This is a genomic window from Rhodanobacter sp. IGA1.0, from assembly GCF_040208325.1.
In the GTDB taxonomy this organism is placed as follows: Bacteria; Pseudomonadota; Gammaproteobacteria; order Xanthomonadales; family Rhodanobacteraceae; genus Rhodanobacter; species Rhodanobacter spathiphylli.
Genome location: NZ_CP157948.1, coordinates 244,609 through 270,456, shown reverse-complemented (window position 1 = coordinate 270,456; position 25,848 = coordinate 244,609). Strand labels below are relative to the sequence as shown.

The 25,848-nt window shown below is 67.7% G+C and carries 26 protein-coding genes; 20 read left to right on the top strand and 6 right to left on the bottom strand.

Going from position 1 to position 25,848, the window contains the following annotated elements:
* The first annotated feature begins 127 nt into the window (after positions 1–127).
* Both ABNK63_RS01185 and ABNK63_RS01180 read left to right on the top strand, forming a co-directional pair.
* A complete protein-coding gene (locus ABNK63_RS01185) occupies positions 128–1,276 on the top strand; it encodes an O-antigen ligase family protein (RefSeq protein WP_007808653.1) in 1,149 nt (382 codons plus the stop codon).
* An 11-nt stretch (positions 1,277–1,287) separates the two neighbouring features.
* Positions 1,288–2,289 carry a glycosyltransferase gene (locus ABNK63_RS01180; protein ID WP_007808652.1) on the top strand — a complete coding sequence of 334 codons (1,002 nt, stop codon included), beginning with the start codon at positions 1,288–1,290 and terminating at the stop codon, positions 2,287–2,289.
* A gap of 26 nt (positions 2,290–2,315) precedes the next feature.
* On the opposite strand, the gene ABNK63_RS01175 is transcribed toward ABNK63_RS01180, so the two are convergent.
* From ABNK63_RS01175 to ABNK63_RS01165, 3 genes are read right to left on the bottom strand one after another with little or no spacing between them, the layout of a single operon-like run.
* Positions 2,316–3,140 carry a glycosyltransferase family 2 protein gene (locus ABNK63_RS01175; protein ID WP_050981454.1) on the bottom strand — a complete coding sequence of 275 codons (825 nt, stop codon included), beginning with the start codon at positions 3,138–3,140 and terminating at the stop codon, positions 2,316–2,318.
* An 11-nt stretch (positions 3,141–3,151) separates the two neighbouring features.
* Positions 3,152–4,090 (bottom strand): glycosyltransferase family 2 protein, encoded by a 939-nt coding sequence (locus tag ABNK63_RS01170; protein ID WP_007808650.1) that lies wholly within the window; start codon positions 4,088–4,090, stop codon positions 3,152–3,154.
* Positions 4,087–5,037, bottom strand: coding sequence for a UDP-glucuronic acid decarboxylase family protein (locus ABNK63_RS01165; RefSeq protein ID WP_007808649.1), 951 nt, complete (start codon positions 5,035–5,037; stop codon positions 4,087–4,089). The genes ABNK63_RS01170 and ABNK63_RS01165 overlap by 4 nt, the downstream gene beginning before the upstream one ends.
* Positions 5,038–5,214: 177 nt before the next feature.
* Between ABNK63_RS01165 and ABNK63_RS01160 the strand changes: the two genes are divergently transcribed.
* From ABNK63_RS01160 to ABNK63_RS01145, 4 genes are all read left to right on the top strand, one after another.
* Positions 5,215–6,030, top strand: coding sequence for a glycosyltransferase family 2 protein (locus ABNK63_RS01160; protein WP_350016455.1), 816 nt, complete (start codon positions 5,215–5,217; stop codon positions 6,028–6,030).
* Between the two features lie 131 nt (positions 6,031–6,161).
* A complete protein-coding gene (locus ABNK63_RS01155) occupies positions 6,162–7,193 on the top strand; it encodes a CDP-glycerol glycerophosphotransferase family protein (RefSeq protein ID WP_350016454.1) in 1,032 nt (343 codons plus the stop codon).
* 77 nt (positions 7,194–7,270) lie between these two features.
* The gene (locus ABNK63_RS01150; protein WP_350016453.1) at positions 7,271–9,013 is read left to right on the top strand and encodes a glycosyltransferase family 39 protein; all 1,743 of its coding nucleotides are present in this window, start codon (positions 7,271–7,273) and stop codon (positions 9,011–9,013) included.
* The gene (locus ABNK63_RS01145) at positions 9,010–9,324 is read left to right on the top strand and encodes a tetratricopeptide repeat protein (protein WP_007808640.1); all 315 of its coding nucleotides are present in this window, start codon (positions 9,010–9,012) and stop codon (positions 9,322–9,324) included. The genes ABNK63_RS01150 and ABNK63_RS01145 overlap by 4 nt, the downstream gene beginning before the upstream one ends.
* Before the next feature lie 32 nt (positions 9,325–9,356).
* Here ABNK63_RS01145 and ABNK63_RS01140 read toward each other — a convergent pair whose 3' ends face one another.
* The gene (locus tag ABNK63_RS01140) at positions 9,357–10,250 is read right to left on the bottom strand and encodes a lipid A biosynthesis acyltransferase (protein WP_350016452.1); all 894 of its coding nucleotides are present in this window, start codon (positions 10,248–10,250) and stop codon (positions 9,357–9,359) included.
* Positions 10,251–10,335: 85 nt separating this feature from the next.
* Here ABNK63_RS01140 and dtd point away from each other — a divergent pair, with 85 nt between their 5' ends.
* Together dtd and rpoD are read left to right on the top strand one after the other, a co-directional pair.
* Positions 10,336–10,776, top strand: a complete 441-nt coding sequence (gene dtd, locus ABNK63_RS01135; protein ID WP_350016451.1) for a D-aminoacyl-tRNA deacylase — start codon at positions 10,336–10,338, stop codon at positions 10,774–10,776.
* A 321-nt stretch (positions 10,777–11,097) separates the two neighbouring features.
* Complete coding sequence (gene rpoD / locus ABNK63_RS01130) at positions 11,098–12,978, top strand: RNA polymerase sigma factor RpoD (RefSeq protein WP_007808635.1); 1,881 nt, start codon at positions 11,098–11,100, stop codon at positions 12,976–12,978.
* 27 nt (positions 12,979–13,005) lie between these two features.
* Here the strand turns inward: rpoD and ABNK63_RS01125 are convergent, their stop codons facing one another.
* On the bottom strand, positions 13,006–13,425 hold the full coding sequence (locus tag ABNK63_RS01125) for a hypothetical protein (protein ID WP_157582207.1): 420 nt from the start codon (positions 13,423–13,425) through the stop codon (positions 13,006–13,008).
* Between the two features lie 677 nt (positions 13,426–14,102).
* Here ABNK63_RS01125 and ABNK63_RS01120 point away from each other — a divergent pair.
* From ABNK63_RS01120 to ABNK63_RS01110, 3 genes are read left to right on the top strand one after another with little or no spacing between them, the layout of a single operon-like run.
* Positions 14,103–14,588, top strand: a complete 486-nt coding sequence (locus ABNK63_RS01120) for a sigma-70 family RNA polymerase sigma factor (protein ID WP_350016450.1) — start codon at positions 14,103–14,105, stop codon at positions 14,586–14,588.
* The gene (locus ABNK63_RS01115) at positions 14,585–15,247 is read left to right on the top strand and encodes a ChrR family anti-sigma-E factor (RefSeq protein WP_350016449.1); all 663 of its coding nucleotides are present in this window, start codon (positions 14,585–14,587) and stop codon (positions 15,245–15,247) included. The genes ABNK63_RS01120 and ABNK63_RS01115 overlap by 4 nt, the downstream gene beginning before the upstream one ends.
* A 28-nt stretch (positions 15,248–15,275) precedes the next feature.
* Positions 15,276–16,685 carry a deoxyribodipyrimidine photo-lyase gene (locus tag ABNK63_RS01110; RefSeq protein ID WP_350016448.1) on the top strand — a complete coding sequence of 470 codons (1,410 nt, stop codon included), beginning with the start codon at positions 15,276–15,278 and terminating at the stop codon, positions 16,683–16,685.
* A gap of 20 nt (positions 16,686–16,705) precedes the next feature.
* Here ABNK63_RS01110 and ABNK63_RS01105 read toward each other — a convergent pair whose 3' ends face one another.
* Positions 16,706–17,194 carry a TspO/MBR family protein gene (locus ABNK63_RS01105; RefSeq protein ID WP_350016447.1) on the bottom strand — a complete coding sequence of 163 codons (489 nt, stop codon included), beginning with the start codon at positions 17,192–17,194 and terminating at the stop codon, positions 16,706–16,708.
* 266 nt (positions 17,195–17,460) lie between these two features.
* Here ABNK63_RS01105 and ABNK63_RS01100 point away from each other — a divergent pair, with 266 nt between their 5' ends.
* From ABNK63_RS01100 to ABNK63_RS01060, 9 genes are all read left to right on the top strand, one after another.
* A complete protein-coding gene (locus ABNK63_RS01100; RefSeq protein ID WP_350016446.1) occupies positions 17,461–18,189 on the top strand; it encodes a M90 family metallopeptidase in 729 nt (242 codons plus the stop codon).
* 239 nt (positions 18,190–18,428) lie between these two features.
* Complete coding sequence (locus tag ABNK63_RS01095) at positions 18,429–19,367, top strand: acyl-CoA desaturase (RefSeq protein WP_350017172.1); 939 nt, start codon at positions 18,429–18,431, stop codon at positions 19,365–19,367.
* Positions 19,368–19,370: 3 nt separating this feature from the next.
* Positions 19,371–20,669 carry an FAD-dependent oxidoreductase gene (locus ABNK63_RS01090; protein ID WP_350016445.1) on the top strand — a complete coding sequence of 433 codons (1,299 nt, stop codon included), beginning with the start codon at positions 19,371–19,373 and terminating at the stop codon, positions 20,667–20,669.
* Positions 20,666–21,466, top strand: a complete 801-nt coding sequence (locus ABNK63_RS01085; protein WP_350016444.1) for a DUF1365 domain-containing protein — start codon at positions 20,666–20,668, stop codon at positions 21,464–21,466. The genes ABNK63_RS01090 and ABNK63_RS01085 overlap by 4 nt, the downstream gene beginning before the upstream one ends.
* A 22-nt stretch (positions 21,467–21,488) precedes the next feature.
* Positions 21,489–22,766, top strand: a complete 1,278-nt coding sequence (locus ABNK63_RS01080) for a cyclopropane-fatty-acyl-phospholipid synthase family protein (protein WP_350016443.1) — start codon at positions 21,489–21,491, stop codon at positions 22,764–22,766.
* Entirely contained in the window at positions 22,763–23,314 is a 552-nt protein-coding gene (locus ABNK63_RS01075) for a DUF2878 domain-containing protein (RefSeq protein WP_350016442.1), read from the top strand. Before ABNK63_RS01080 ends, ABNK63_RS01075 begins: the two co-directional genes overlap by 4 nt.
* Positions 23,311–24,093, top strand: coding sequence for a DUF1295 domain-containing protein (locus ABNK63_RS01070; protein WP_350016441.1), 783 nt, complete (start codon positions 23,311–23,313; stop codon positions 24,091–24,093). The genes ABNK63_RS01075 and ABNK63_RS01070 overlap by 4 nt, the downstream gene beginning before the upstream one ends.
* The gene (locus ABNK63_RS01065) at positions 24,090–25,205 is read left to right on the top strand and encodes a cyclopropane-fatty-acyl-phospholipid synthase family protein (protein ID WP_350016440.1); all 1,116 of its coding nucleotides are present in this window, start codon (positions 24,090–24,092) and stop codon (positions 25,203–25,205) included. The genes ABNK63_RS01070 and ABNK63_RS01065 overlap by 4 nt, the downstream gene beginning before the upstream one ends.
* Positions 25,202–25,753 carry a lipocalin family protein gene (locus ABNK63_RS01060; RefSeq protein ID WP_350016439.1) on the top strand — a complete coding sequence of 184 codons (552 nt, stop codon included), beginning with the start codon at positions 25,202–25,204 and terminating at the stop codon, positions 25,751–25,753. The genes ABNK63_RS01065 and ABNK63_RS01060 overlap by 4 nt, the downstream gene beginning before the upstream one ends.
* The last annotated feature ends 95 nt before the right edge of the window (positions 25,754–25,848 follow it).

Genomic DNA, 25,848 nt, shown 5'->3' with positions numbered 1-25,848 from the left:
TTTCAGGTGCAAAAAAGGTTGGCCCGTGCACGAAGAACAAGTTTCATGGAAGATCCGGACGGCGTCGGTGCTGCTCGCAGTCTTGCCACTGTGTTTTGCAGTATCCGGACGCCTGAAGGCGGTGCCGATGGGGCTGCTGTTCCTGGCCGGGCTGGTCCTGCTCGCTTCCCGCGCGGAAACCCGGGATATCTTTCGGCGGGTGTGGCCGGTGGTCGCCGTGTGCCTGCTGCGCCTGCTCTACGACCTTGGCAACTTCCTCGGCCACGGGCTCGACGGCAACACGCTCGACCTGCCGGGCCAGACACTGCTGTTCCTGGCGATTGCCGCCGTCTTCACCCTGCCGCTGCAGCAGCGCGTGATCGCGATCGGCTTCAGCATGACCACGCTGCTGCTGGGCGCAGCCAGCATGGTTCAACGCTACGGCATGGGTGCCGACCGTCCCTACGGCCTGAATGGTGGCGACTGGGCGTCGGTCGAATTCGCGATGTACCTGCTGGTCATGGCGCTGTTGTCGATGCTGCAGGCGATACGGCCGGACACGCGTCGTGCGGACCGCTGGCTGCACGGCGTGGCGGTGGTGGTGGGTCTTTATGGCGCGGTGCTTACCCAGAGCCGTGGGCCGCTGCTGTCGTTCGCACCGGTCTTCCTGGGCCTGATGTCGTGGCAGGCGATACGCACGAGGCACTGGAAACGCGTATTCATTCCGCTGGCGGCCACCCTGCTCGGCATGCTGGCGGTAACCGCCACCCTGCACCGGGAGATGGTCGACCGGCTGGCTGATGTACCCGCCCAGATCAGCGAGTACGGCGACAACGCCGCCGGCAGCAGCGGCGCCATTGGCGAGCGTCTGGAGATGTGGCGCACCGCATGGCAGGCATTCACCGAACACCCGCTGGCGGGCATCGGGCTGGATCAGTTCGGCGTGTACGCACGTGCGCAGGTGGCCGCGGGCAAGGCCAGCCCCACGATTGCCAGTTACGTCCACCCGCACAGTGAATACCTCGAATCGATGGTCGCCGGGGGCGTGCCGGCGCTGCTGGTGCTGTTGCTGTTGCTGATCGTGCCGGCGGCCTTCTTCGCCCGTCACCTGAACCACCCCAGGGAGCCGGTTGCCTGTGCGGCGGTCGCCGGGTTGATGGTGATCGGCCTCTACAGTCTCTGTGCATTCACCGACAATGTGTTCTATCGGGCGATGCCGCAATCACTTTTCCTGTTCCTCGTGCTGGGATTGACGGTCGACATCGGTCGACAGCTGCGCCATCCCGCCCATTCCTGAAGTCGATCCACATGGCCCGAATCAACCTGCTTGCCTGGGACAACCAGCGCGGACTCACCCACGACATCCGCCTGTTGTGCCGCACGCTCACCGGACTGGGCCATGAGGTGCAGGTGACCCGGCTCGGCCCGCGCCGACATGACGGTCGCTGGCAGGCCCTCAGGCTGCATGCGCGGATGTGGTGGCAACGCCTGCGCCACGGCGACTGGCACACGACGCCGTACGACATCAACATCGCGCTGGAGCACGTCCGGCCGGACTGGTGCGCGCTGGCCCGGCGGAATCTGCTGGTGCCGAATCCGGAATGGCTGTCGCCGCGCAGCCGGCAATACCTGCCGCGCTACGACGCGATCCTGTGCAAGACGCGCTACGGCGTCGACCTGTTCAATTCACTGGGTTGCCGCGCGCTGTACATCGGCTTCGACAGCACCGACTGCCTGGATGCCGCCGTGCCGCGCAAGGCCAGCTTCCTGCACCTGGCTGGCGCCAGCCGGATGAAGGGCACGCAGCGCCTGCTGGCCTTGTGGCGACGCCACCCGGAATGGCCGAAGCTGCTGGTGCTGCAATCACCGCGAACGGCCGCGCGAGCAGCCGGGCCGACGCCGGCCAATATCGAGCACCGACTGGGCCATGTGCGTGACGTGGGCGAGATACGCCAGCTGCAGAACGCCCACCTGTTCCACCTGTGCCTGTCGGAAACCGAAGGCTGGGGCCATTACATCGCCGAGGCGATGAGTTGCGGCGCCGTGGTGATCACCTCCGACGCCGCCCCGATGAACGAGCTGGTGCAACCGGACCGCGGTGTCCTGGTGAAGGCCATCGGGAAAGGCTCGTTCAACCTCGCATCCCTCCATCAATTCGACGAATCGGCGCTGGAAGAGGCGATCGGACGCCTCACCAGCCTGCCGTTCTCCGAGCTTGCCAGCCTGGGCCGGCAGGCGCGGGAATGGTTCGAGAAGAACGAGGCGACGTTCGCGCAGCGGGTGCAAGCCGCGCTGGCCGAGCTGGCCTGAACCGGCCGTCCCGCTCCCGCTGTCCCTCAGCCGGGGCGCAGATCAGCCGGTGGCTGCGCGAATTCGGCCAGATGGCCATCCAACCCCAGCTCGCAGCGGACCAGCCCGCGTGCCCGGGTATCGTCGACGATGAGGTCGTTCGGATTGCCCACCACATGCTTGCGGGTGGGATGGTAGAGGTGGGTCGCCAGCGCGCTGAAGCGCAGCTCACGCCGCAGCAGCCCGGCGTGGAAGGCGCGTATCGCCAGTTCGGTGTCTTCGCGCCCCCAGCCGGTCATCGCCTCGTTGAAGCCATTCAGACGCAGCAGGTCATCGCGCCAGAACGCCATGTTGCAACTCTTGATGCCGCGCTGCTTGGTGCCCGGCCGCGCATACCAACGCGCCAGCGCGGGCAGCCGCAGCGTGTGTCGCCGGCGCTCGATGCCCCGGCTGAAGAACCCGGGCATCGGCGCGGACTCTTCCAGCATCCGCCGGGTCAGCCCGGCATCGGTCAGCACCCGCGAACCCTGCGCGAAGCAGCCGCGGCGGGCGAACGCGTGGTGGTCGGCGATGAAGTGCCGCTCGGCCACCATGTCACCATCGAGCAGGATCACGTAGTCGCCGCGGGCAGCGGCGATCGCCCGGTTGCGCGCGCGGCTCATGCGCGCACCGTCGTCGGGTTGCCACAGGTGCACCAGCCGCACCGGATAGCCGGGCGCGATGCCTTCGAGCAATGCGCGGGTGGCCGGCTGCGAACCGTCGTCGGTGACGATCACTTCGTACGGCAGCTCGCTCTGTGCCGCCAGTGACTGCAGCACCAGCGCCAGCGCGCTCGGCCAGTTGTAGGTGATCACGGCGACACTGATGCGCACGGCAGCCCCGCTCATTCGTCTTCGGTCAGGCGATGACCGCCGCGGATGCCGCGCCACCAGACCGGGCCAAGGATGGCCAGTGCGCGGTTCAGATTGCCCAGCCAGCTGCCGCGGCGCATGCGCACCAGCCTGGCGTAGCGCCTGGCCTCGCGCCAGGAGGGCTCGGGCTTGGTGCGGAACTCGTGCTTCGCGTTGTCGACGGAGCGCGTGTCCAGGCCGATGTTCCTGGCATAGATCTCGATCAGGCAACGCGAGCGGAAGCGGTTGAGATAGATGCTGGTCGCCGTCTGCTTTCCCCACCAGCCATTGTTGCCGTGGATGCGGTAATGCACGGCGCCGGTGCGCAGGTAATACTTGCGTGCGCCCAGCACGCTGGCGCCGAACACCAGGCAGTTGTCGGCGGACAGCCGCCACGTATGGCTCAATTCTTCCGGCAGTTCCAGCGTGCGCCGCGCCCACAGCGCGCGCATCGACAGCGCCGAAGTCGGCGCACCGTACCAGTGCATCAGCATGTAGGTGCAGATGGCGGTGTGACCCAGATCCTGCGTGCGTTCCGAATAGCCCATCCAGCGATTTTCGTCGCCGAACAGCTGCATGTCCGAAAACACGAAATCGACGTCGCGGCGGTCGTCGTAAAGCTCGCCGAGGCGTGACAGATAGTCTGCTTCCCAGCGGTCGTCCGCATCGAGAAAGCAGATCACGTCGGCCGTGGCGCGTGCCACGCCACGCTGGAAGGCCACCAGCTGGCCTCCGTTCTCGCCACAGACCAGGGTGACCCGCGGATCGTTGCCGTAGCGTTCGCGCAGGAGCTCCGCCGAACCGTCGCGGGAGCCGTCATCGACCACGATGACCTGCGCCGCCGCGCGGGTCTGCGCCAGCGCGCTGTCGACCGCCGTACCGACGAAATCCCGATAGTTGTAGCTGGTGATGACGACCGCGAAGCTGGTCATGCCGCCGCACCCTCCTCGCGCAGCCGACGGAAATAGGCAATGGTCTCCCTGAGGCCGTCCTCGAGCGTCACGCTGGGCTGCCAGCCGAGCTTGTCGCGCGCCACGGAGATGTCCGGCTGGCGCTGGCGGGGGTCATCCGACGGCAACGGCTTGTTCACCAGTTTCGAGCGTCCGCCGACCAGGGCGATCACCTTCTCGGCCAGTTCGAGCATGGTGTACTCGACCGGGTTGCCGATGTTCACCGGGCCGGTGAAGCCGCGCCCGGAATCCATCATCCGCACGATCACCTCGATCAGGTCGTCGACGTAGCAGAAGCTGCGCGTCTGGCTGCCGTCGCCGTAGATGGTGATGTCCTCGCCGCGCAGCGCCTGCATGATGAAGTTGCTCACCACCCGTCCGTCGTCCGGGTGCATCCGCGGGCCATAGGTGTTGAAGATGCGCACCACCTTGATGTCCAGGTCATGCTGGCGGTGGTAGTCGAAGAACAGCGTTTCGGCGCAGCGCTTGCCTTCGTCATAGCAGCTGCGGATGCCGATCGGATTGACCTTGCCCCAGTAGCCCTCCACCTGCGGATGCACTTCCGGGTCGCCGTAGACCTCGCTGGTGGAAGCCTGCAGGATGCGCGCCTTTACCCGCTTGGCCAGGCCCAGCATGTTGATCGCGCCATGCACGCTGGTCTTGGTGGTCTGCACCGGGTCGTGCTGGTAGTGCACCGGCGAGGCCGGACAGGCCAGGTTGAAGATGCGCTCGACCTCCACATAGAGGGGGAAGGTCACGTCATGCCGCATCAGTTCGAAATACGGATGCGTGAGCAGATGCGCCACGTTGCGCTTGCTGCCGGTGAAGAAGTTGTCCACGCACAATACGTCGTGGCCGTCGCGGAGCAGTCGATCACACAGGTGCGAGCCAAGGAAGCCGGCGCCGCCGGTGACAAGGATTCGTTTCATGAAAAGCCGTTAATTAGCGATGGCGGGGGCGTGCCGAGGTGTGCACGGTCAATCGACGCCGGTGAATTTTGTCACGGATGGCGCCACGAAGTTGCGACCTGGCCGGCCGAACGGACGAATTGCCCCGAAACGCCGCCTCCACCCGGCTCAATCGGGCCATGGGCTAGAATCCCGCCCATGCCGACCCTGCCGCTGACCCTCGCCGTCATCACCCACAACGAGGCCGGAAGCATCGCCCGTTGCCTGGACAGCGTGCCGTTCGCCGCCGAAAAGCTGGTGGTGGACTCGGGCAGCGACGACGACACCGTGGCGATTGCCCGGGCGCATGGCGCCCGCGTGGTGCAACAGGACTGGCTCGGCTTCGGTGCGCAGCGCAATTTCGCCAGCAGCCAGTGCAGCCACGACTGGATCCTGGTGCTGGACGCCGACGAATGGCTCAGCCCGGAACTCGCGGTGGAACTGCAGCAGCGGCTGCCGGAGCTGATGGCCGGCAACACCCCGGCGGCGTACCTGCGCCGTCGCACGATCTACATGGGCCGGCCGATGCGCTGGTACCGGCCGAACGTGGGCGAGAAGCTGGCGCGGCTATACCATCGCGGCCGTGCGCGCTGGAGTGATGCGCGGGTGCACGAATCGCTGCGCTTCGACGGCGCCGCGCCGACCTTGCACGCCGCCTTCGACCACGCCAACAACCCCAGCCTGCCGCACAAGCAGCTGAAGGTGCTGCGCTACGCCGAGCTGAAATGCCGCGACTGGCTGGACCGGCGCAAGCCGGTGCGGATGTGGCAGGCGCCGTTGGTCTACCTGCTGGCCTTCCTCAAGGACTACCTGTTCCGGCTGGCCTTCATGGACGGCTGGCGCGGCTTCCTGATCGCCCAGACCGCGGCCAGCTACGCGCTGTACAAGCGCATGCGCTATTACGAGATGGTCAACCATCCGGAGTCGGTTGCGGATGCGACCGACTTATTGAACAAACATCACATAGATCGCTGAACACAGATTTGCAGCCATGCACGAGGTAGCGAACCCGCACGGCACCTTTGCCTCCTCTCCCTCCGGGAGAGGATTGAGGTGAGGGTTCAGGGCTCGCCACAAACTCCAACTAACTCACCCCCGACTCGCCCATGACCCCCAAGAAGCACTACCTCCTGTACGGCTCCGAGCGTTACGCGCTGGCGATCCTGCGCCCGTTGCAGGAAGCCATCCGCGCCCGCGGCGACGAGACCGCCTGGTTCTTCGACGGCCCCGGCGCGGAGGACCTGGTCGAAGGCGAGCGCCTGCTGAGCGTGGCCGAGGTGCGCGCCTGGCGTCCACTCGCGGTGATCACCTCGTCCAACGCGGTACCGCACTTCTTTCCCGGCGTGAAGGTGGAGACCTTCCACGGTTTCGACGCCGGCAAGCCCCGGCACATCTACGTGCGCGGTTTCTTCGACCTGTACTGCACCACCGGCCCCCGTGACACCGCCCAGTTCCAGGCGATCGCCGACAAGGTCGGCCACTTCAGCGTGATCGAGACCGGTTTCCCCAAGATCGATCCGTTCATGAAGCAGATCGACGGCCCGCTGCCGCCGGTGCGCCAGCCCCCGGTGATCCTCTACCACTCCACCTTCTCGCCCTCGTGGAGCGCGGCCGAGACGCTGTACGAGGAAGTGCGGCGGCTGTCGCGCGATGGCCGCTGGCGCTGGATCGTCACCTTCCACCCGAAGATGAACCCGGAGACCACGGCGAAGTTCAAGGCGCTGCAGAACGAGTACCTCACGTTCGCCGAGAACGACAACATCCTGGAGCTGTTCCCCCAAGTCGACATGATGTGCTCGGACACCTCCTCCGCGCTCAACGAATTCCTGCTCACCGGCAAGCCGGTGGTGACATTCAGGAACCGCCGGCCCGGTCCGCAGCTGATCGACATCGACGACCCGGCGCAGTTCGAGAGCGCGATCGAGCGGGCGCTGGCGCGGCCGCCGGAGTTGATGCGGGCGATCCGCGACTACGCCGACGCGATCCATCCCTACCGCGACGGCCGTTCCAGCGAACGCGTGCTCGACGCGATCGACACCTTCATCGCCCGCGGCGCGAAGAATCGCCGGCGCAAGCCGCTGAACCTGTGGCGCAAACTGAAGATCCGCCGGCGCATCGATTACTGGGGCCCGGCCTGATCGTTACCGTGCGCCTGCGCCGCTTGCGGCCGCACGGCGCAGGCTAGAATCATCCCCTGCCCGCCAAGAGCCCGCCCGTGTCACTGAGCCCGTATAGCCGTTCCGAACAACTTCGCGCCGTCTGGCCGTGGCTGCCGCTGTGGACCGCGGTGGCGCTGGCGGCGATCTTCTCGCACGGCCCGATGCCGCTGTACTCCACCCGCACCCTGGCGGTGGCGTGGGAAATGTGGAACCAGGGCCATTGGCTGGTCCCGCACATCAACGGCCAGCCTTACAGCGAGAAGGCGCCGCTGCTGTTCTGGCTGATCCAGGGCGGCTGGTTCGTGTTCGGCGTCAGCGACGTGTGGCCGCGGATCCTCGAGGTGCTGGTCGGCGGCGCCCAGCTGGTGCTGGTCTCGCTGCTGGCGCGCCGGCTGTTCCCGCACCGACCGTGGATGGCCAGGGCGACGCCGTGGATGCTGCTGGCCTTCGGCTACGCCTTCCTGTTCGGCCTGCAGATCATGTACGACGTGCTGCTGGCGACATGGACGCTGGCGGCGCTGCTGTGCCTGACCCCGAAGTCGCAACGCGCCGAGCCGCGCTGGCTGCTGTTCGGCCTGTGCCTGGGCTTCGGCCTGCTGACCAAGGGGCCGGTGATGCTGCTCCACGTGGTGTTCCCGTGGCTGCTCGGCCCGCTGTGGAACGACTGGGCCAGCGAGCATCGCGCGCGCTGGTACGGTCGCGGCCTGCTGTCCTTCCTGCTCGGCGGCACGATGCTGCTGGCCTGGGCATTGCCGGCCGGATTCTCCGGCGGCGAGGCGTACCGGCAACGACTGTTCTTCACCCAGACCGCCGGTCGCGTGGTCGACAAGCTGGCCCAGGGCAAGGACCTGCAGAACCACGCCGAACCGTTCTGGTTCTACCTGCTGTGGCTGCCGGTGATGCTGTTCCCGTTCAGCGGCTGGCCGCGCATGTGGGTGGCCGTGGCCAGCCTGCGTCGACCGCTGGAGTCGGGCCTGCGCTTCGCGCTGTGCTGGCTGGGGCCGAGCTTCGTGGTGTTCTCGCTGATCAGTGGCAAGCAGGTCTACTACCCGCTGCCGGAACTGGGCGGCATGGCCTTGCTGATGGCCGGTGCGATCGCCGTGCTGCGCGAGCGTCGCCCCATCCTGGCGGCCAGCGGCTGGCTGGGCACGTGGCCACTGGCGCTGGGCAGCATCGTGTTCGCCCTGCTCCTGTTCGCGTTGCCGCTGCTGGTCGCCGGCAACCACCTGCGTGGCGAATGGCTGGATGCCGCGGCGCCCTACAGTCGTTACTTCAGCGTGGTATTCCTGCTGCTGGGCGCCCTGGTTTTGCTGCGCGGCCGTGGCGAACTGCGTCGCCTGGCGGTGGCCGGGCTGATCGGCGTGCTGGCCCTGAACACCTTGTTCACCCTGACCCTGTGGAACCGTTTCGACCTGCGGCCGATCTCGCAGATGCTGGGCGCCGCCGAGCAGACCGGGCGGCCGATCGCCTTCCTCGGCAACTACGAGGGCCAGTTCCATTTCGAAGGCCGGCTGACCCGGCCGATCCGGGAACTGTTCGGCAATCAGGCAGTGCAGGACCAGGCGATCCAGGACTTCTCCCGCGCCCACCCGGATGGCGTGGTGGTACGCCGCGTGGACCAGCCGGATGCCACGGCACTGCGCTATGCCCTGCTGGTGCAGCCATTCCGCTCGTCATGGCTGGAAGTCTGGCCAGCCGTTGCACTCGCCGACCTGCGCGCAGGGCAAACGCCACCCGAACCGGCGCAACCCACCCGCGTCTACCCGTCGGACGATCGCCGCTACTCGCCACGGCCATGAGTGCCGAACAGATCGCCAACCTGCGCCGGCAATGCGGCGGTCCCCGTGACGGCGCGCTGCTGCGCTTCTCGCTGGGCAGCGCCCTGCTCGCCGGGGGCGACCACGCGGCGGCGATCGAGGAATTGCGTCGCGCCACGGATTTCGACCCGGGCTACTCGGCCGCATGGAAGCTGCTGGGCAAGGCCTGCCTGGCCAGCGGCGACGACGGGGCGGCCGGCGCGGCATGGCGCAGCGGCATCGCCGCGGCCACCGCGCGCGGTGACAAGCAGGCCGAAAAGGAAATGACCGTGTTCCTGCGCCGCCTCGGCTGAGCGCCGGGAACACCGGCGCGCGTGGCGGCTTCCTAGTCGTTCTTGCCGTCGTAGGGATTGACCAGCCCCACCGCGGAATAGCGCCGGTATTGCCACTGGTACTGCGCAAACGCCAGCTCCACGCAATCCTGCACGCCCTGGTTGAGCGCGCGACAGGCGATCGCCGGGTCCGCATCGGTGAGGCCCGCGGGCGCCGGCAGCAGATGGATGCGGAAACCCGCCCCGCGCGGCAGCCGTTCGGCAAACGCGTAGAGCACGCTGGCGCCGGTGCGGGCGGCCAGCCGCGGCAGCAGCACCATGGTCAGCGCATCGCGACCGAAGAACGGCGCGAACTCGCCCTCGCCGGCGCGCGGCTTCTGGTCCGGCAGGATGCCGACCGTGCCCCCTGCCGCCAGTCGCTTGTACAAGGTGCGCACGCCGGCGCCATCGGCCCGCACCTGCTCCGGCGCCAGCGCCCCGCGCACCTTGCGCAGCAGCCCCTCGATCGCGGCGAAGCGCGGCGGCCGGTACAGGATCGCCATCGGCGTCTTGCGGCACAGCCAGTAATTCAGCAGTTCCCAGCAACCCAGGTGCGGCGCGGCGATGATCACGCCCTTGCCCGCCGCCAGCGCGGCATCCAGCAGTGCCTCGCCGCGCACCTCGCGCACCAGCGCGAGAGCACGCCCGGCACCGGCGCCCCAGACCTTGACGATCTCGCTGCCCGACTTGCCGTTCTCCGTCATCACCTGACGCAGCAGGCGCGATTGTGCCGCCCCGTCCAGCTGCGGTCGCGCGATGCGCAGGTTGACCGCGGTGTTGCGCACCGTGCGGCCGCCGAGCCGCAGCCGCAGGCGGCCGAAGCCGGCGCCGACGCCATGCAGCGCACGCAGTGGCAGCAACGCGAGCAGGCGCAGCAGGAGATAGACCAGAAACATGTCGATACGCATCCGCGCAGTGTAAGCGACGCTCCGCCGATCTTTCACCGCAACGGTCGGCACCGTAAGCTGGGCACTCCGTCGCCAGCGCACCGCCATGATTGCCCTGATCCAGCGAGTCCTTTCAGCCAGCGTCAGCGTGGACGACGAAACGGTCGGCGCCATCGGCCCCGGCCTGCTGGCGCTGGTGGCGGTGCAGCCGGACGACGGCGAGGCGCAGTCCCGGCGCATGCTGGAACGCCTGCTCGGCTACCGCGTGTTCGCCGACCACAACGGCAAGATGAACCGCTCGCTCGGCGACACCGGTGGCGGCCTGCTGCTGGTCAGCCAGTTCACCCTGGCCGCCGACACCCGCTCGGGCATGCGCCCCAGCTTCACCCGCGCCGCGCCACCCGAGCATGGGCGGTGCTGGTTCGAGCACCTGCTGGCCGCGGCGCGGGCGGCGCACCCGGGGGTGGAAACCGGCCGCTTCGGTGCCCATATGGTGGTGCAGCTGGTGAACGACGGCCCGGTGACTTTCTGGCTCGACACCGGCTGAGAGGTGGTGACTTTCCAACCTCGAAGCCCGGCCATGGATGGCCGAACGTGGATCGGTCACGCAAGTGACTGATCCACGTGAGCGCGTCCGGGCATGTACCGGACGCGCGATAGAAGAAAACCACAGGACATGGTTTTCTTCACAAGCCCTGAACGGATCGACGCGTGCGAGGCCCGGCCCGATGCCAGCCGATGCACGGCAATTCCGTGATTTGGCGCGATTTTTGCGTGCCTGATCGCAACCCTTTCCCACTTGAAAACTGGTCAAAAAAGCAGCACATCGCTATAATGTCCGGTTCTTGAACCTTGCGGCGGTCGGTGAATGAATAGCAAAGCTCCCCACGAGCAACAGTCTGAAATCAAGGCGCTCATCTCCAAGGGTCTGGAGCAGGGCTACCTGACCTACGCCGAGATCAACGACCACCTGCCCGACGACATCGTCGATCCGGAGCAGATCGAAGACATCATGGCGGTGCTCAAGGGCGTCGGCATCGAAGTGCACGACGCCGCGCCGGACACCGACACCATCTCCGATGGCGCCGCCCCCGGCGGCGGCACCGGCGACGACGACTCGGCCGCCGAAGAAGCGGTGGCCCTGCTCTCCGCCGTGGACGCCGAAGTGGGCCGCACCACCGACCCGGTGCGCATGTACATGCGCGAGATGGGCACGGTCGAGCTGCTGACCCGCGAAGGCGAGATCGCCATCGCCAAGCGCATCGAGGAAGGCCTGGGCCAGGTGCAGACTGCGCTGGCCAGCTTCCCGCTGACCATCGAACTGCTGCTGGAGGAATACGACCAGCACCTGGACGGCAAGCGCCGCCTCAGTGAAATCCTGGCCGGCTTCCTCGACCTGGAAGAAGCCGCCGACCTCGCCCGCAAGGAAAAGGAAGCCGCCGCCCTGCTCGCGCCCGAAGTCGAGGAAGGCGAGGAAGGCGACGAGGACGAGGACGAGTCTTCCGAGGACGAGGAAGAAGCCGGTCCCAGCGGCCCCGACCCGGAAGAGGTCAAGCGCCGCATGGAGCTGCTGCGCGACTACTACGGCAAGTTCCAGAAGGCCGCGCCGAAAGCCGCCAGCATCACCGACAAGAAGATCGTCAAGCTGCGCGACCAGATGGCCGAGGAATTCCTCAAGCTCAAGCTGCCGTCCGCGCTGATCGACGGCTTCGTGCGCAAGCTGCGCGAAGTGGTGGGCGACATCCGCCATCACGAGCGCGTGCTGCTGGACATCTTCGTCAAGCAGGTGAAGATGCCCAAGGCCGAGTTCATCAAGACCTTCCCCAGCAACGAGGGCAACCTCGAGTGGGCAGCCGAACTGGGCCGCAAGCGCCAGAAATGGTCGCCGAACATCAAGACCCATCGCGAGGCGATCGACGCCGAGCAGGAGAAGCTCGCCGCGATCGAGCGCAAGCTGTTCCTGCCGCTGATCGACATCAAGGACATCAACCGCGCCATGGCCAGTGGCGAGGCGAAGGCCCGTCGCGCCAAGAAGGAAATGGTCGAGGCCAACCTGCGCCTGGTGATCTCGATCGCCAAGAAGTACACCAACCGCGGCCTGCAGTTCCTCGACCTGATCCAGGAAGGCAACATCGGCCTGATGAAGGCGGTCGACAAGTTCGAATACCGCCGCGGCTACAAGTTCTCGACCTACGCCACCTGGTGGATCCGCCAGGCGATCACCCGCTCGATCGCCGACCAGGCACGCACCATCCGCATCCCGGTGCACATGATCGAGACGATCAACAAGTTGAACCGCATTTCCCGCCAGATGCTGCAGCAGTTCGGCCGCGAGGCCACGCCGGAAGAACTGGCCAAGGAAATGGAGATGCCCGAGGACAAGATCCGCAAGGTGCTGAAGATCGCCAAGGAGCCGATCTCGATGGAAACCCCGATCGGCGACGACGAGGATTCCCACCTGGGCGACTTCATCGAGGACGGCAACGCCAGCTCGCCGATCGACTCGGCGACGGAAACCGGCCTGATGGAAACCGTGCGTGACGTGCTCGCCGGGCTCACCCCGCGAGAAGCGAAGGTGCTGCGCATGCGCTTCGGCATCGACATGAACACCGACCACACGCTGGAAGAGGTCGGCAAGCAGTTCGACGTCACCCGCGAGCGCATCCGCCAGATCGAAGCGAAGGCGCTGCGCAAGCTGCGTCATCCCAGCCGCTCCGAACAGCTGCGTTCGTTCCTCGACGTCGAGTAACCGCTGCTCGCTCCGCGATGCTTCTTTTCAACGGCCGCGCATGCGGCCGTTGTCTTTTCTGGAAGCACGATTTGTCGTGGCCATTTCGGGGTGATGCTCTTCTGCATGGCAATTGGCGCACAACAAGATGCATTTGGTCAGCTCACCCTCGACTTCGGCCATGCTTCGATTCGAGAGCGCGCGCAGGTCGAGGTTGAATGATTTGCGTGCGTGTTTGCCATGGTGCCAGGTCAACGCTGCAAGATTCGCGCGATAACCACACCGCACGCAGCATCCGCCCGCTGACTCAACCAGTTGCCGTTTGCGTAACAGGCCGCGTGACTGCTGGCTGGAGTAGCTTTGGTGTCGATGATTGGTATCCCGGTTCTTGCAGACCCGGGAACAGAATCGGCGCTGCCTGCCTGTCAGGATGGCACCGCACACCATGCAGGCAAGTTCGGATTTCATTTTATCAGCATAATCCAAAGCGCGCGCAAGGCGTGGCTTTGTCTGCGGGCGTTGCTACCATAGGCATACGGGCCTATAGCTCAATGGTTAGAGCAGGGGACTCATCGAAAGGTGCCGCCGTGCAGGAATGCATGGACGGGAACGGGATGAATTCAGGGAAACCTCAGCGGCGCAGACGCGGCCGGTGGCAACCCTGAGCCAAGCCGCCGGTACACCGGCGGAAGGTGCAGAGACTACCTGAGGGCTTCAGCGCCCTTCATTACAGGCTAGAGCGTCCCGCACCCCAACCGCACGAAGCCATGCAACGTGCGAAGGGTGAAGAGATAGTCCGCGCCGAAGGGAAACCTCCGGAACACGCGAATCCCTTGGTTCGAGGTTCGAGTCCTCGTGGGCCCACCATTCACGAAGCGGCATCTCCGGCCATCGCCCCGGTTGCGATGCATCCGAATCCGCAGCTTCTCCGTATGCACCGGCATGGAGCACACCCCGGGTCGGGGTGCGCCGCAGCCGTGGGCGGGAAGTTGCGTATGATGGTTCGGAACCACTCTGTCACCGGGATGACGCCCGCCGGGGCCAAACGATCCGTGTCCGCTCCCATGAACCACAGCGCGCCTGATGCATCGTACTGGTCGGCACAGATGGCGGCCGTGTCGGTACAGCGCGACCGTGCGAGTTTCATGCGCATCTACGATCACTTCGCGCCGCGCCTGCAGCGCTACCTGCGCAACCTGGGCGTGGCCGAGTCGATCGCCGACGAGCTGGTGCAGGAGGCGCTGCTGACGCTGTGGCGCAAGGCGGCGATGTTCGATCCGGCGCGCGCCAGCCTCGCCACCTGGCTGTATCGCGTGGCGCGCAACCTCTACATCGACCACGTGCGCAGGGAACCGCACTGGCTGCCGATCCAGGAAGGCCTGGACCGGCTCGACCATCTCGAATCCGGTCGGCTCGACTCGCAACCCGAATCCTCCTTCGACCAGGATCTGCTGAAGCAGGCCATCGATCACCTTCCACCCGTGCAGGCCAAGCTTGTTCGCATGTGTTACCTCGAAAGCAAAAGTCACAGCGAGATCGCCCGCGAGCTGGACATGCCGCTGGGCTCGGTCAAGTCCTCTCTGCGGCGCTCGTTTGCCAAACTGCAGGGCAGCATGAGGGCCCCGCGATGAAACCGAATCGCCACCTCGACGACGCCACCCTGCTCAGCTATTCCGCCGGCGCCTTGCCGGCCGCGCTGGCGGTGGTCGCCTCCGCCCACCTGGAGCGCTGCACCACCTGTCGCGAGCGACTGCTCGACGCCGACCGGATCGGTGGCGTGCTGGTGCAGCAGCAACGCGTCGACGTACCGGCCGACGATGCGCGCGCCGCGATGCTGGCCCTGCTCGACGCCGAACCGGCCGAGGCGCTGCCGACGGCGCCCGCCGAGGTCATCGAGGAGCGGAACCCGGACCGGCTGCCCAGCGCGCTGCACCCGTGGTTCGGCCCGTCCATGCGGGCGTTGCGCTGGCGCCGCGTGGCGCCGGGCGTGCAGCGCATCCGCGCCAGCGGCATCGCCGGCGGCGACCTGATGCTGCTGCGCATCGCGCCGGGCAGCAAGCTGCCGCTGCACAGCCACGGCGGCAGCGAACTGACGATGATCCTGGATGGCGCCTACGACGACCTGCTCGGCCACTTCGGCCCCGGCGACGTGGCCGACCTGGACGGCGAGACCCTGCACCAGCCGGTGACCTCACCCGGCGTGCCGTGCATCTGCGTGGCAGCCACCGATGCCCCGCTGGTGTTTTCCAGCTGGATGGCGCGCACGCTGCAGCCACTGTTCGGGTTCTGAGCGCGGTGCCGCCGCGGAGCCTGCCTCGATGAGCACGGCGCTGGTGCTGTTCCGGCGCGACCTGCGCCTGGCGGACAACCCCGCGTGGAGCGCGGCCTGCGCCGAGCACGCCTACGTGCTGCCGGTGTTCATCCATGCCGATGACGAAGCCTGCCCGGCCGGTTCCGCCAGCCGCTGGTGGCTGCATCATGCGCTGCGCGCGCTGGACCGGGATCTGCGCGATGCCGGCGCCGCCCTGCACCTGCGTCGTGGCGAGCTGCTGGACGTCGTGCGCGAGCTGATCCGCCGCAGCGGCGCCGTCGCGGTGTACTGGAACCGCCTGTACGAACCGGCCGCGATCAGCCGCGACACGCAGCTCAAGAGTGCCTTGCGGCAGGATGGCATCGCGGTACACAGCCACAACGCCGCCTTGTGGTGCGAGCCGTGGCGGATCGCCACCGGGCAAGGCCAGCCGTACAAGGTGTTCACGCCGTACTGGCGCAAGCTGCGACCGGAACTGCAAGCGGTCGCCCCGTTGCCCGCGCCGCGTGTTCCGGGCTGGCGCGAACTGCCCGACGGCCTTCCACTCGAGGCACTGGAACTGCTGCCGCGCATCGATTGGGCCGGCGGTCTGCGCGCACACTGGCAGCCGGGCCAAGCCGGAGCGCGCGAGCTGCTGGAAATCTTCGCCGACGACGCCATCAACGACTACGCCCGCGCGCGCGACCTGCCCGCGCGGCACGGCACCTCGCGGCTGTCGCCGCACCTGCATTTCGGCGAGATCTCGCCGCGGCAGATCCATTTCGAGCTGGACCGACGCGCCGGCGCGATCGACACCAGACGCCGACCCGACCTCGAACCATTCCTGCGCGAACTGGGCTGGCGCGAGTTCGCCCATCACCTGCTGTTCCATTTTCCGTACACGCCCACGGAGAACTTCAACCCTCGCTTCAACGAGTTCGCCTGGGCCGACGACGACGAAGTCGCGATCGAACGCTGGCAACGCGGCCGCACCGGCATTCCGCTGGTCGACGCCGGCATGCGCGAGCTGTGGCATACCGGCTGGATGCACAACCGCGTGCGCATGATCGTGGCCAGCTTCCTGACCAAGAACCTGCGCCAGCACTGGCTGCACGGTGCGCGCTGGTTCCACGACACGCTGGTCGACGCCGACCTGGCCAACAACACGCTCGGCTGGCAATGGGTGGCCGGCTGCGGCGCGGACGCCGCGCCGTATTTCCGGGTGTTCAATCCACTCACCCAGGCGAAGAAGTTCGATCCCGACGGCGCCTACCTGCGCCACTGGCTGCCGGAACTGGGCGACGCACCCGTGGCACTGCTGCACGAACCGTGGAAGGACGCGGCCCTGCTCAGGCGCAGCGGCTATCCGGCGCCGATGGTCGACCTCGGCCAGTCACGCCAGCAGGCGCTCGGTGCCTACGCGGCATTGTCCCGCTGAGATCGAAACCCGCCGCAGCATCAGCCCAGGATCTGCGGATTCAGGTGCCACACGGCGAAGTTCAGCACCGAGGCGAAGCTCACCCAGCCCAAGTAGGGCAGCAACAGGGCGCCAGCCAGCGCGCGCACGCGCCAGAAGCCGAGCACGGTGGCCACGATCAGCAGCCACAGCACCACGATGTCGGCAAAGGCCAGCGCCCCGCGATGCCAGCCGAAAAACAGCCAGCTCCACAACGCGTTCAACATCAGCTGGATCACGAACAGCGCGAGCACGCCGCGCTGCCGACGCCAGCCGCCTTCGCGCCAGGCCAGCCACGCAGCAATTCCCATCAGCGCATACAGCACCGACCATACCGGACCGAACACCGAGGACGGCGGCGCCCACGAGGGCTGGGCCAGCTGCTGATAGAAGTCGGCCGCCTGCACCGACGCCACTGCGCCGATGGCGGCGGCCACGAAGCTCAGCAGCAGCCAGCCGACCAGACCCAGGATCTGTTTCGCGTACGTCATGCCTGACTCCGGATGTGCATGTCTGAAAGTGGCTCCCGTAGCGGAGCTTATCTGCCCACTGTGCGGGAAGTCCCGCACGCACATTGTGAAGGGCCCGCGCCCGCCCCATCTCCTGGGTTCATGGCCAACGGCCGCAGCAACGCTTCGTCCGCATGCGCTCGTCCCGCGCCGCCAGGCGCCGGATCAGGACTCGCCGCTGACCCGGTGATTCGCGTTCGTGCGGCTCTTCGGGATGGGTCATGTTCGACAAGATCAGAAACTGGCGCATGCGACGCCTCGTCGCGCGACGACCGATCGCCGAAGGGCTCTGGCGCGACGCGCTGCGGCGCTGCGGCGCCGCACGCCGGCTGGGCGCTTCGGACCAGGCCAGCTTGCGCGTGCTGGTCACCCTGTTCCTGGAACGCAAGTCGCTGGAGCCGGTCGAGGGCCTGCATCTGGACGACGCCGACCGCGTCCTGCTGGCGACCCAGGCCTGCCTGCCGATCCTGAAACTCGGCCTGGACTGGTACGACGGCTGGCACAGCATCATCGTCTACCCCCGCGCCTTCAGCCCGCAGCGCGAGCGGGTGGACGACGCGGGCGTGGTGCACCGCAGCCGCGACATCCTGGCCGGCGAAGCCTGGAGCCGGGGGCCGGTGATCCTGTCGTGGGATGACGTGCAGGCGATCGGTCGGCGGCCCGGGCACAACGTGGTCGTCCACGAAATGGCGCACAAGCTCGACATGTTGAACGGCGACGCCGACGGCTTCCCGCCGCTGCACCGGCGCATGGATCGCCGCGCCTGGGCGCAGGCTTTCACCAGAGCCTGGGCGCAGCTGACCGAAGCCCGGCATCATGGCATCGAGCTGCCGATCGATCCGTACGGCCTGGAAAGCCATGCCGAATTCTTCGCCGTCCTCAGCGAGCAGTTCTTCGAAGCGCCCGCCGCCTTGCGCGAACACCTGCCCGACGTCTATCGGCAACTTGAGCAGTTCTATCGCCAGCATCCGCTGTGAGCGAAGGTTCCCGTCGCCATCCGCGCGCCGCACGTCGAACGGCCGCGAACCCGTCGCAACCGGGCTGAGCGGTCCCCGCAACGGCCGTGCCCGGCAAGAGCCACGTTGCGAGCCAGCCCACGCATCCACTCCGCCGTTTCCCCCGTATCTGTCATCGAGCCCTACTTGCGGCTCGCCCACAGGTACGCCGCATGCCCCGTTCACCCGCCCCTTCCAGCGCACCCGCCAGCCCGGCCGGCATGCCGGCCGGCCATGGCCGCTCCTGGCCGGGCCGCACCCTGCGTCGCTGGTTTGATACCAGCGCCACCGTGCAGGTGGACGAGGGTCGCGAGGACCGGATCGACTGGCTGCGCGCCGCACCGTTCGTGGCGATGCACCTGGCGTGTCTCGCGGTGATCGGGGTTGGCGTGTCGCCGGTGGCGCTGGGCGTGGCGGGCGCGCTCTACGCGCTGCGCATGTTCGCCCTGACCGGCTTCTACCACCGCTACTTCTCGCACCGCACGTTCCAGACCTCGCGGGCGGTGCAGTTCGTGTTCGCGCTGATCGGCGCGTCCTGCGTGCAGCGCGGGCCGCTGTGGTGGGCGGCGCATCACCGGCAGCATCACCGGGTCGCCGATACGCCGGCCGATCCGCATTCGCCGCGCGTGCACGGTTTCCTGTGGAGCCATGTGGGCTGGTTCCTGACCCCGCGCAATTTCCGCACCGACCTGACACGCGTGCCGGACCTGGCGAAGTATCCGGAGCTGCGCTGGCTGGACCGCTTCGACATCGCGGTGCCGCTGCTGCTGGCCGTGGCGATGTACGGACTGGGCGCCCTGCTGCAACAGGTGGCGCCGCAGCTGGGCACCAGCGGCGGACAGATGCTGGTGTGGGGCTTCTTCGTCTCCACCATCGTGCTGTTCCACGCCACGGTGACGATCAATTCGCTGGCACATCGCTTCGGTCGCCGCCGTTACGCCACGAAGGACGACAGCCGCAACAACCTGTGGCTGGCGCTGCTGACGTTCGGCGAGGGCTGGCACAACAACCATCACTTCTTTCCCGGCTCCAGTCGCCAGGGCTTCCGCTGGTGGGAAGTGGACATGACCTGGTACGGACTGAAGCTGATGGCGATGCTGGGCCTGGTGCGCGGACTGAAACCGGTGCCGGCGTGGGTGCTGGCCAGGGCGGGGAGCTGAGCGATGCGCATTGCCGTGGTCGGGTCGGGCATCGCGGGGCTGGCGTCGGCGTGGCTGCTGTCGCGCAAGCATGAGGTGACGCTGTTCGAGGCCAGCGACTATTTCGGCGGGCACACCCATACGCACGAGGTGGAGCAGGCCGGAACGAGTTACCGCATCGACAGCGGCTTCATCGTGCACAACCCGGCGCACTATCCGCTGCTGACGCGGATGTTTGCGCAGCTGGGCGTGGCCTCGCAGCCGACCACGATGAGCTTTTCGGTGCACAGCGAGGCCAGCGGGCTGGAGTACAACGCCAGCACGCTGGACACGCTGTTCTGCCAGCGCCGCAACCTGCTGTCGCCGCGCTTCCTCGGCATGGTGCGCGACCTCACCCGCTTTTATCGCGAGGCGCCCGCGCTGTTGCTGACGCGCGAGGACACCACCAGCCTCGGCGATTACCTGCTGCAGCACGGTTACGGCGCCGCGTTCCGCGACGAGCACCTGATCCCGATGGCCTCCGCGCTGTGGTCGTCGCCGCCCACGCAGATCCTGCAGTTTCCCGCGCGCTACCTGGTGCAGTTCATGGCCAACCACCAGATGCTGCAGCTCAGCGACCGGCCGCAGTGGCGGGTGGTGAAGGGCGGCTCGTCGACCTACGTGGCGGCGCTGCGCGCGCACTGGCCGGTGCGCGAGCGGCTGAACTGCCCGGTGCATTCGATCCTGCGCCACGCCGGCGGCGTCGAGGTGTGCAGCGCGGCGGGCGTGGAGCATTTCGACCAGCTGGTGCTGGCCTGCCACAGCGACCAGGCGCTGCGCCTGCTGGGCGACGCGAACGAGCGCGAGCATTCGATCCTGGGCGCGATGACCTACCAGGCCAACGACACCGTGCTGCACACCGACGCCAGCGTGCTGCCGCGCCGGCGCAAGGCGTGGGCGGCCTGGAATGCGTGGCTGCCGCGCGATCCCGCCGCGCCGTGCACGGTCAGCTACTGCATGAACCTGCTGCAGGGCATCGCCTCGCCCGAGCCGTTCGTGGTGACCCTGAATCGCAGCGAGGCGATCGACCCGTCCAGAATCCTGGCGCGCATGCGCTACCACCATCCGGTCTACAGCCGTGCCTCGGTGCAGGCGCAGGCGCGCAAGGCCGAAATCCAGGGCTGGCGTCGCACCTGGTTTGCCGGCGCGTACTGGGGCTGGGGTTTCCATGAGGACGGCATGCGCAGCGCGGTCGAGGTGGCTGCGGCGCTGGGCGTGCACTGGCCGCCGGACCACGCGCCGGTGGCGACGCCCCCTGCGCACCAGGCGGAGCTGATCGCGTGACGACGAAACCGGCCAGCTCGAGGCTGCGATTGGCCAGCGCCGTGTATGAAGGCGTGGTGCGCCATCGCCGGCATGAGCCGCAGGCGCATGCGTTCAGCTATCGCATGGCCCAGTTGTACCTGGACCTGGACGAGGTCGAACGGATCTTCGCCGAGCGCTGGCTGTGGTCGACCACCCATCGCAACCTGGCGCAGTTCCGCCGCAGCGACTACCTGGGCCCGGCCACCCTGTCGCTGTCCGATGCGGTGCGCCAGCGCGTGGAGCAGGCCACCGGTGCGCGGCCGACCGGCCCGATCCGCCTGCTCACCCACCTGCGCTACGCCGGCATGGTGTTCAACCCGGTCAGCTTCTACTACTGCTACGCCGAGGATGGCGAGACCCTGCTGGCGGTGCTGGCCGACATCACCAACACGCCGTGGAAGCAGCGCCACGCCTATGTGCTGCCGGTCGAGGACGCACAGGTGCATGGCCGCGCGCTGCACTGGAACTTTGCCAAGCGCTTCCACGTGTCGCCCTTCATGCCGATGGACTGCACCTACGACTGGCGCTTCACCGTGCCCGGCGAGGATCTGCGCGTGCACATGAACGTGATGCGCGAAGGCCGGCGCACGTTCGACGCCACGCTGAACCTGCAGCGCCTGCCGCTCACCGGCGCCTCGCTGGCGCGCGTGCTGTGGCGCTATCCGCTGATGACCGCCCAGGTGGTCGGCGCGATCCACTGGCACGCGCTGCGGCTGTGGCTGAAGCGCAATCCCGTACACGATCACCCCGCCGGGGCCTCCCGCCATGCCGACTGAAACACACTCTCCGAGGTTTGCCATGAACGACATCGGCACCGCCAGCCGACGCAACGCTGGACCACTGGGCGGACTCGACCGCTTCCTGCGCCGGCAGCTGCTGGAGCGGATGCGCGGCCTGCGCCATGGCCGGCTGGTGCTGGAGGACGCCTGCGGCCGCGTCGAGCTGGGCGAGCCCGCCGGCACGCAGGCCGACCTGCAGATCCACCTGCAGGTGCTGGATGCGGATTTCTACCGCGCCGTGGCCCGCAACGGCAGCGTGGGCGCCGGCGAGTCGTACATGGACGGCCAGTGGCGCTGCGACAACCTGGTCGGCCTGATCCAGTTGCTGGTGCGCAACCGCGACCTGCTCGACGGCATGGAAAGCGGACTGGCCCGAGTCGGCGGCGTGGCGATGCGGCTGTGGCACGCGCTGCGCCGGAACACCCGCGACGGCAGCCGCCGCAACATCGCCGCGCACTATGACCTGGGCAACGACTTCTTCAGCCTGTTCCTCTCGGCGGACCTGATGTATTCCTCGGCGATCTGGAGCGACCCGGCCGACACGCTGGAAACCGCCTCCGCACGCAAGCTGGAGCGCATCTGCCGCCAGCTCGATCTCCAGCCCACCGACCGGGTGATCGAGATCGGCACCGGCTGGGGCGGCTTCGCGCTGTACGCGGCGCAGCATTACGGCTGCCACGTCACCACCACCACGATCTCGCGCGAGCAGCATGCGCTGGCCAGCCGGCGTGTCGCCGAAGCCGGCATGAAGGGACATGTCACCTTGCTGCTGGAGGACTACCGCGACCTCGAAGGGCAATACGACAAGCTGGTCTCGATCGAGATGGTCGAGGCGATCGGCGCGCCGTATCTGGACGTCTATTTCGGCAAGCTCGGCAGCCTGCTGAAGCCGGACGGGCTGGCGCTGGTGCAGGCGATCACCATCGAGGACCACCGCTACGCGCAGGCGCTGAAGTCGGTCGACTTCATCAAGCGCCACGTGTTCCCCGGCAGCTTCATCCCGTCGATCAGCGCGCTGCTCGCGGCCAAGACCCGCGCCAGCGACCTTGGCCTGATCCGGCTGGAGGACTTCGGCGGTTCGTACGCGCAGACCCTGGAAGCATGGCGCGAGCGCTTCATGGCCCACTTGCCGCAGGTGCGCGCGCAGGGCTTCGACGAGCGTTTCGTGCGCCTGTGGGAGTTCTACCTGGCGTATTGCGAAGGCGGCTTCCGCGAGCGCTCGATCGGCGTGGCGCACCTGCTGATGGCCAAGCCGGGCCACCGCCCCGCCGCATCGTCACCAGGCCGGATGGCATGAGCTTCTGGCTCAGCCTGATCGGCTACCAGGCCGTGTGGTTTGTCGCGGTGATCGGCGCGGGCCACGGGCTGGCGTGGCCGGGCGTGCTCGGCATGCTGGTCTACGCGCTGGTGCAGCTGACGTGCGCTCGCCACGTTCGCACCGATCTCGCCCTGATCGCCGCCGGGCTGGTGATGGGCTTCCTGCTGGATGGCGCGCTGAGTCGCAGCGGGCTGGCTGATTACGCGGCCGGCTGGCCGAACCCGGCGCTGGCACCGGGCTGGATTCTCGCCCTGTGGGTCACCTTCGCGCTGACCTTCAGCCAGTCCTTGCGCTACCTGCAGACACGGCTGTGGCTGGCGGCGTTGCTGGGACTGGTCAGCGGTCCGCTGGCGTACCTGGGTGCGGCGCGCGGCTGGCAGGTGGTGACGTTAGCCGAACCGACCTGGCGCGCCCTGCTGGTCCTGGCGCTGGGCTGGGCGCTGGCGACCCCGGCGCTGGCGTGGCTGGCGCGGCGCGGCAGCGCCTCGACGCCGCCGCGGTCGGCAACGCGAGGAGCCCGCGCATGACTCCGTGGTGGCAACTTCTGCTGGTGTGGCTGCTGGCCGCGCTGATGATGACGCTGGGCTGGCAATGGCAGCGCAGGCGCAGCAACGCCGGCATCGTCGACGTGCTGTGGGCGGCGGGCGTGGGCGGCAGCGCCGTCCTGCTGGCGATCACCGGCAGCGGCGCCGCGTGGACGCGCGCGATGCTGGCCTTGCTCGGCGGCGCGTGGGGCCTGCGTCTGTCGGCGCACCTCTGGCGCCGCGTGCGTGGCGAAGCCGAGGACGGCCGCTATCGCAACCTGCGGGCGCACTGGCAGGGCGTGCAGTGGAAATTCTTCGCCTTCTTCCAGTTCCAGGCCTTCCTGATCGTGCTGTTCGCGCTGCCGTTCGCGGCGGTGGCGCGCAACCCGCAGGTGTCCGCGCCGTGGCTGGCGGCGGCCGCTGCCCTCTGGCTGCTGGGCGTGCTCGGCGAATCGATCGCCGATGCGCAGCTGGCGCGCTTCCGCGCCGATCCGGCCCACCGCGGCACGACCTGCCGCGACGGCCTGTGGCGGTATTCGCGCCACCCGAACTATTTCTTCGAATGGCTGCACTGGTTCGCCTACGTCTGCCTGGCGGTCGGCTCGCCGATCGGCTGGCTGGCGTGGTCAGGGCCCGTGGTCATGTACGTGTTCCTGCGCTGGATCAGCGGCGTGCCCTACACCGAGGCACAGGCGCTGCGCACGCGTGGCGAGGACTACCGCGACTACCAGCGCACCACGCCCATGTTGATTCCATGGTTCCCCAGGAGAACCCCGCGATGACTACCCCCGCTTCCACCACACTGGCCAGCGAGCGTCCGGCCCCCGGCCTGCTCGGCATGGCCGAGCGCGGCCATCTTCCCGATGCGCTGCTGCGCCAGGGCATCCGCCGGCTGTGCGCCCAGCGCCTGCGCGAGGAGCAGGCCGGCGGCCTGGACGCGCAGGCCGCGCGGTATGCGCAGCGCATCGAGATGCTGCGCCACAGCCCGGTGGCGATCCACACTGACGCGGCCAACGCGCAGCACTACGAATTGCCGCCGGCGTTCTTCGAGCTCTGCCTGGGCAAGCGCCTGAAGTATTCGTCCTGCTACTACCCGCGCGGCGACGAGTCGCTGGACGAAGCCGAGGAGGCGATGCTCAAGCTGTACGGCGAGCGCGCCCAGCTCGCCGATGGCCAGTCGATACTGGAACTGGGCTGCGGCTGGGGCTCGCTGACCCTGTGGATGGCCGAGCGCTTTCCGGATGCGCGGATCACCGCCGTCTCCAACTCCGCGCCGCAACGCCAGCACATCGAGGCGCAGTGCCGCCGGCGCGGCCTGTTCAACGTGCAGGTGATCACCTGCGACGTCAACGCGCTGCAACTCGATCCGGCGCAGTTCGACCGCTGCGTGTCGATCGAGATGTTCGAACACATGCGCAACTACGAGATCCTGCTGGGCCGCATCGCCGGCTGGCTGAAACCCGGCGGCAAGCTGTTCGTGCACATCTTCGCGCACCGCACCGCGATGTATCCGTTCGAGACCGAGGGCGACGACAACTGGATGGGCCGGCACTTCTTCACCGGCGGGCTGATGCCGGCGTCGGACACCTTGCTGTGGTTCCAGTCCGCGCTGCACATCGAGCAGCGCTGGCATGTCGACGGCACGCACTACCAGCGCACGGCCAACCACTGGCTGGCCAACCAGGACGCGCACCGCGAGCAGGCGATGGAGGTGCTGGCGCAGGCCTACGGCAGCAAGGCCGCACCGCTGTGGTTCCAGCGCTGGCGCATGTTCTGGATGTCCTGCGCCGAGCTGTTCGGTTACGCCGACGGCCAGGAGTGGCTGGTCGCGCACTACCGCTTCGTGCGACCCGCCGCCGAAGCCCGACCATCCTTCACCCCGGAGACACCATGAAACTCCCGTCGACCCTGCTGGTAGCCTGCGCCATGCTGTTCAACCTCAACGTCGGCGCCCGCGAACTGCCGCCGATCACGCCGGTGGCCCATGTCGACCTGCCCCGCTTCATGGGTGACTGGTACGTGATCGCCACCATTCCCACGCGCTTCGAGAAGCATGCTTACGACGCAGTCGAGGTGTACACGCTGAAGCCCGATGGCCACGTCGCCACCTCGTTCCACTTCCGCGACGGCAGCTTCGACGGCGAGCGCAAGGACATCCACTCCACCGGCTTCGTCAAGCCCGGCAGCGGCAACGCGGTGTGGGGCGTGCAGGTGTTCTGGCCGCTGAAGGCCCAGTACATCGTGGCCTGGCTGAAGGACGACTACAGCCAGGTGATCGTGGCCCGCGATGCGCGCGACTACATGTGGGTGATGGCGCGCACGCCGACCATCGCCCAGGCCGACTACGACGCCCTGCTGGCGCGGGTGCGGGCGCTGGGCTACCCGATGGACAAGGTGCGCAAGGTGCCGCAGCAGGAACCGGCAGCCAGATCCGGCCGTTAGCCGCGCCGGACCCGCGCCGACCATGCGGCACGGCGGCTCTGACGGCGGCGCGGCAAGCGGACCCGGAGGGGGTCCGTGCGGGCGATGTAACCGGT

Excerpts from the sequence above, each read along its gene's own strand:
- ABNK63_RS01115 (WP_350016449.1), top strand. The coding sequence starts at position 14,585 with ATGAAACCGAATCGCCACCTCGACGACGCCACCCTGCTCAGCTATTCC.
- ABNK63_RS01140 (WP_350016452.1), bottom strand. The coding sequence starts at position 10,250 with ATGCGTATCGACATGTTTCTGGTCTATCTCCTGCTGCGCCTGCTCGCG.
- ABNK63_RS01095 (WP_350017172.1), top strand. The coding sequence starts at position 18,429 with ATGCCGGCCGGCCATGGCCGCTCCTGGCCGGGCCGCACCCTGCGTCGC.
- ABNK63_RS01080 (WP_350016443.1), top strand. The coding sequence starts at position 21,489 with ATGAACGACATCGGCACCGCCAGCCGACGCAACGCTGGACCACTGGGC.
- ABNK63_RS01125 (WP_157582207.1), bottom strand. The coding sequence starts at position 13,425 with ATGAAATCCGAACTTGCCTGCATGGTGTGCGGTGCCATCCTGACAGGC.
- ABNK63_RS01165 (WP_007808649.1), bottom strand. The coding sequence starts at position 5,037 with ATGAAACGAATCCTTGTCACCGGCGGCGCCGGCTTCCTTGGCTCGCAC.
- ABNK63_RS01075 (WP_350016442.1), top strand. The coding sequence starts at position 22,763 with ATGAGCTTCTGGCTCAGCCTGATCGGCTACCAGGCCGTGTGGTTTGTC.
- ABNK63_RS01185 (WP_007808653.1), top strand. The coding sequence starts at position 128 with ATGGGGCTGCTGTTCCTGGCCGGGCTGGTCCTGCTCGCTTCCCGCGCG.
- ABNK63_RS01145 (WP_007808640.1), top strand. The coding sequence starts at position 9,010 with ATGAGTGCCGAACAGATCGCCAACCTGCGCCGGCAATGCGGCGGTCCC.
- ABNK63_RS01090 (WP_350016445.1), top strand. The coding sequence starts at position 19,371 with ATGCGCATTGCCGTGGTCGGGTCGGGCATCGCGGGGCTGGCGTCGGCG.
- rpoD (WP_007808635.1), top strand. The coding sequence starts at position 11,098 with ATGAATAGCAAAGCTCCCCACGAGCAACAGTCTGAAATCAAGGCGCTC.
- ABNK63_RS01170 (WP_007808650.1), bottom strand. The coding sequence starts at position 4,090 with ATGACCAGCTTCGCGGTCGTCATCACCAGCTACAACTATCGGGATTTC.
- ABNK63_RS01065 (WP_350016440.1), top strand. The coding sequence starts at position 24,090 with ATGACTACCCCCGCTTCCACCACACTGGCCAGCGAGCGTCCGGCCCCC.
- dtd (WP_350016451.1), top strand. The coding sequence starts at position 10,336 with ATGATTGCCCTGATCCAGCGAGTCCTTTCAGCCAGCGTCAGCGTGGAC.
- ABNK63_RS01155 (WP_350016454.1), top strand. The coding sequence starts at position 6,162 with ATGACCCCCAAGAAGCACTACCTCCTGTACGGCTCCGAGCGTTACGCG.
- ABNK63_RS01160 (WP_350016455.1), top strand. The coding sequence starts at position 5,215 with ATGCCGACCCTGCCGCTGACCCTCGCCGTCATCACCCACAACGAGGCC.
- ABNK63_RS01060 (WP_350016439.1), top strand. The coding sequence starts at position 25,202 with ATGAAACTCCCGTCGACCCTGCTGGTAGCCTGCGCCATGCTGTTCAAC.
- ABNK63_RS01100 (WP_350016446.1), top strand. The coding sequence starts at position 17,461 with ATGCGACGCCTCGTCGCGCGACGACCGATCGCCGAAGGGCTCTGGCGC.
- ABNK63_RS01180 (WP_007808652.1), top strand. The coding sequence starts at position 1,288 with ATGGCCCGAATCAACCTGCTTGCCTGGGACAACCAGCGCGGACTCACC.
- ABNK63_RS01105 (WP_350016447.1), bottom strand. The coding sequence starts at position 17,194 with ATGACGTACGCGAAACAGATCCTGGGTCTGGTCGGCTGGCTGCTGCTG.
- ABNK63_RS01070 (WP_350016441.1), top strand. The coding sequence starts at position 23,311 with ATGACTCCGTGGTGGCAACTTCTGCTGGTGTGGCTGCTGGCCGCGCTG.
- ABNK63_RS01110 (WP_350016448.1), top strand. The coding sequence starts at position 15,276 with ATGAGCACGGCGCTGGTGCTGTTCCGGCGCGACCTGCGCCTGGCGGAC.
- ABNK63_RS01120 (WP_350016450.1), top strand. The coding sequence starts at position 14,103 with ATGCGCATCTACGATCACTTCGCGCCGCGCCTGCAGCGCTACCTGCGC.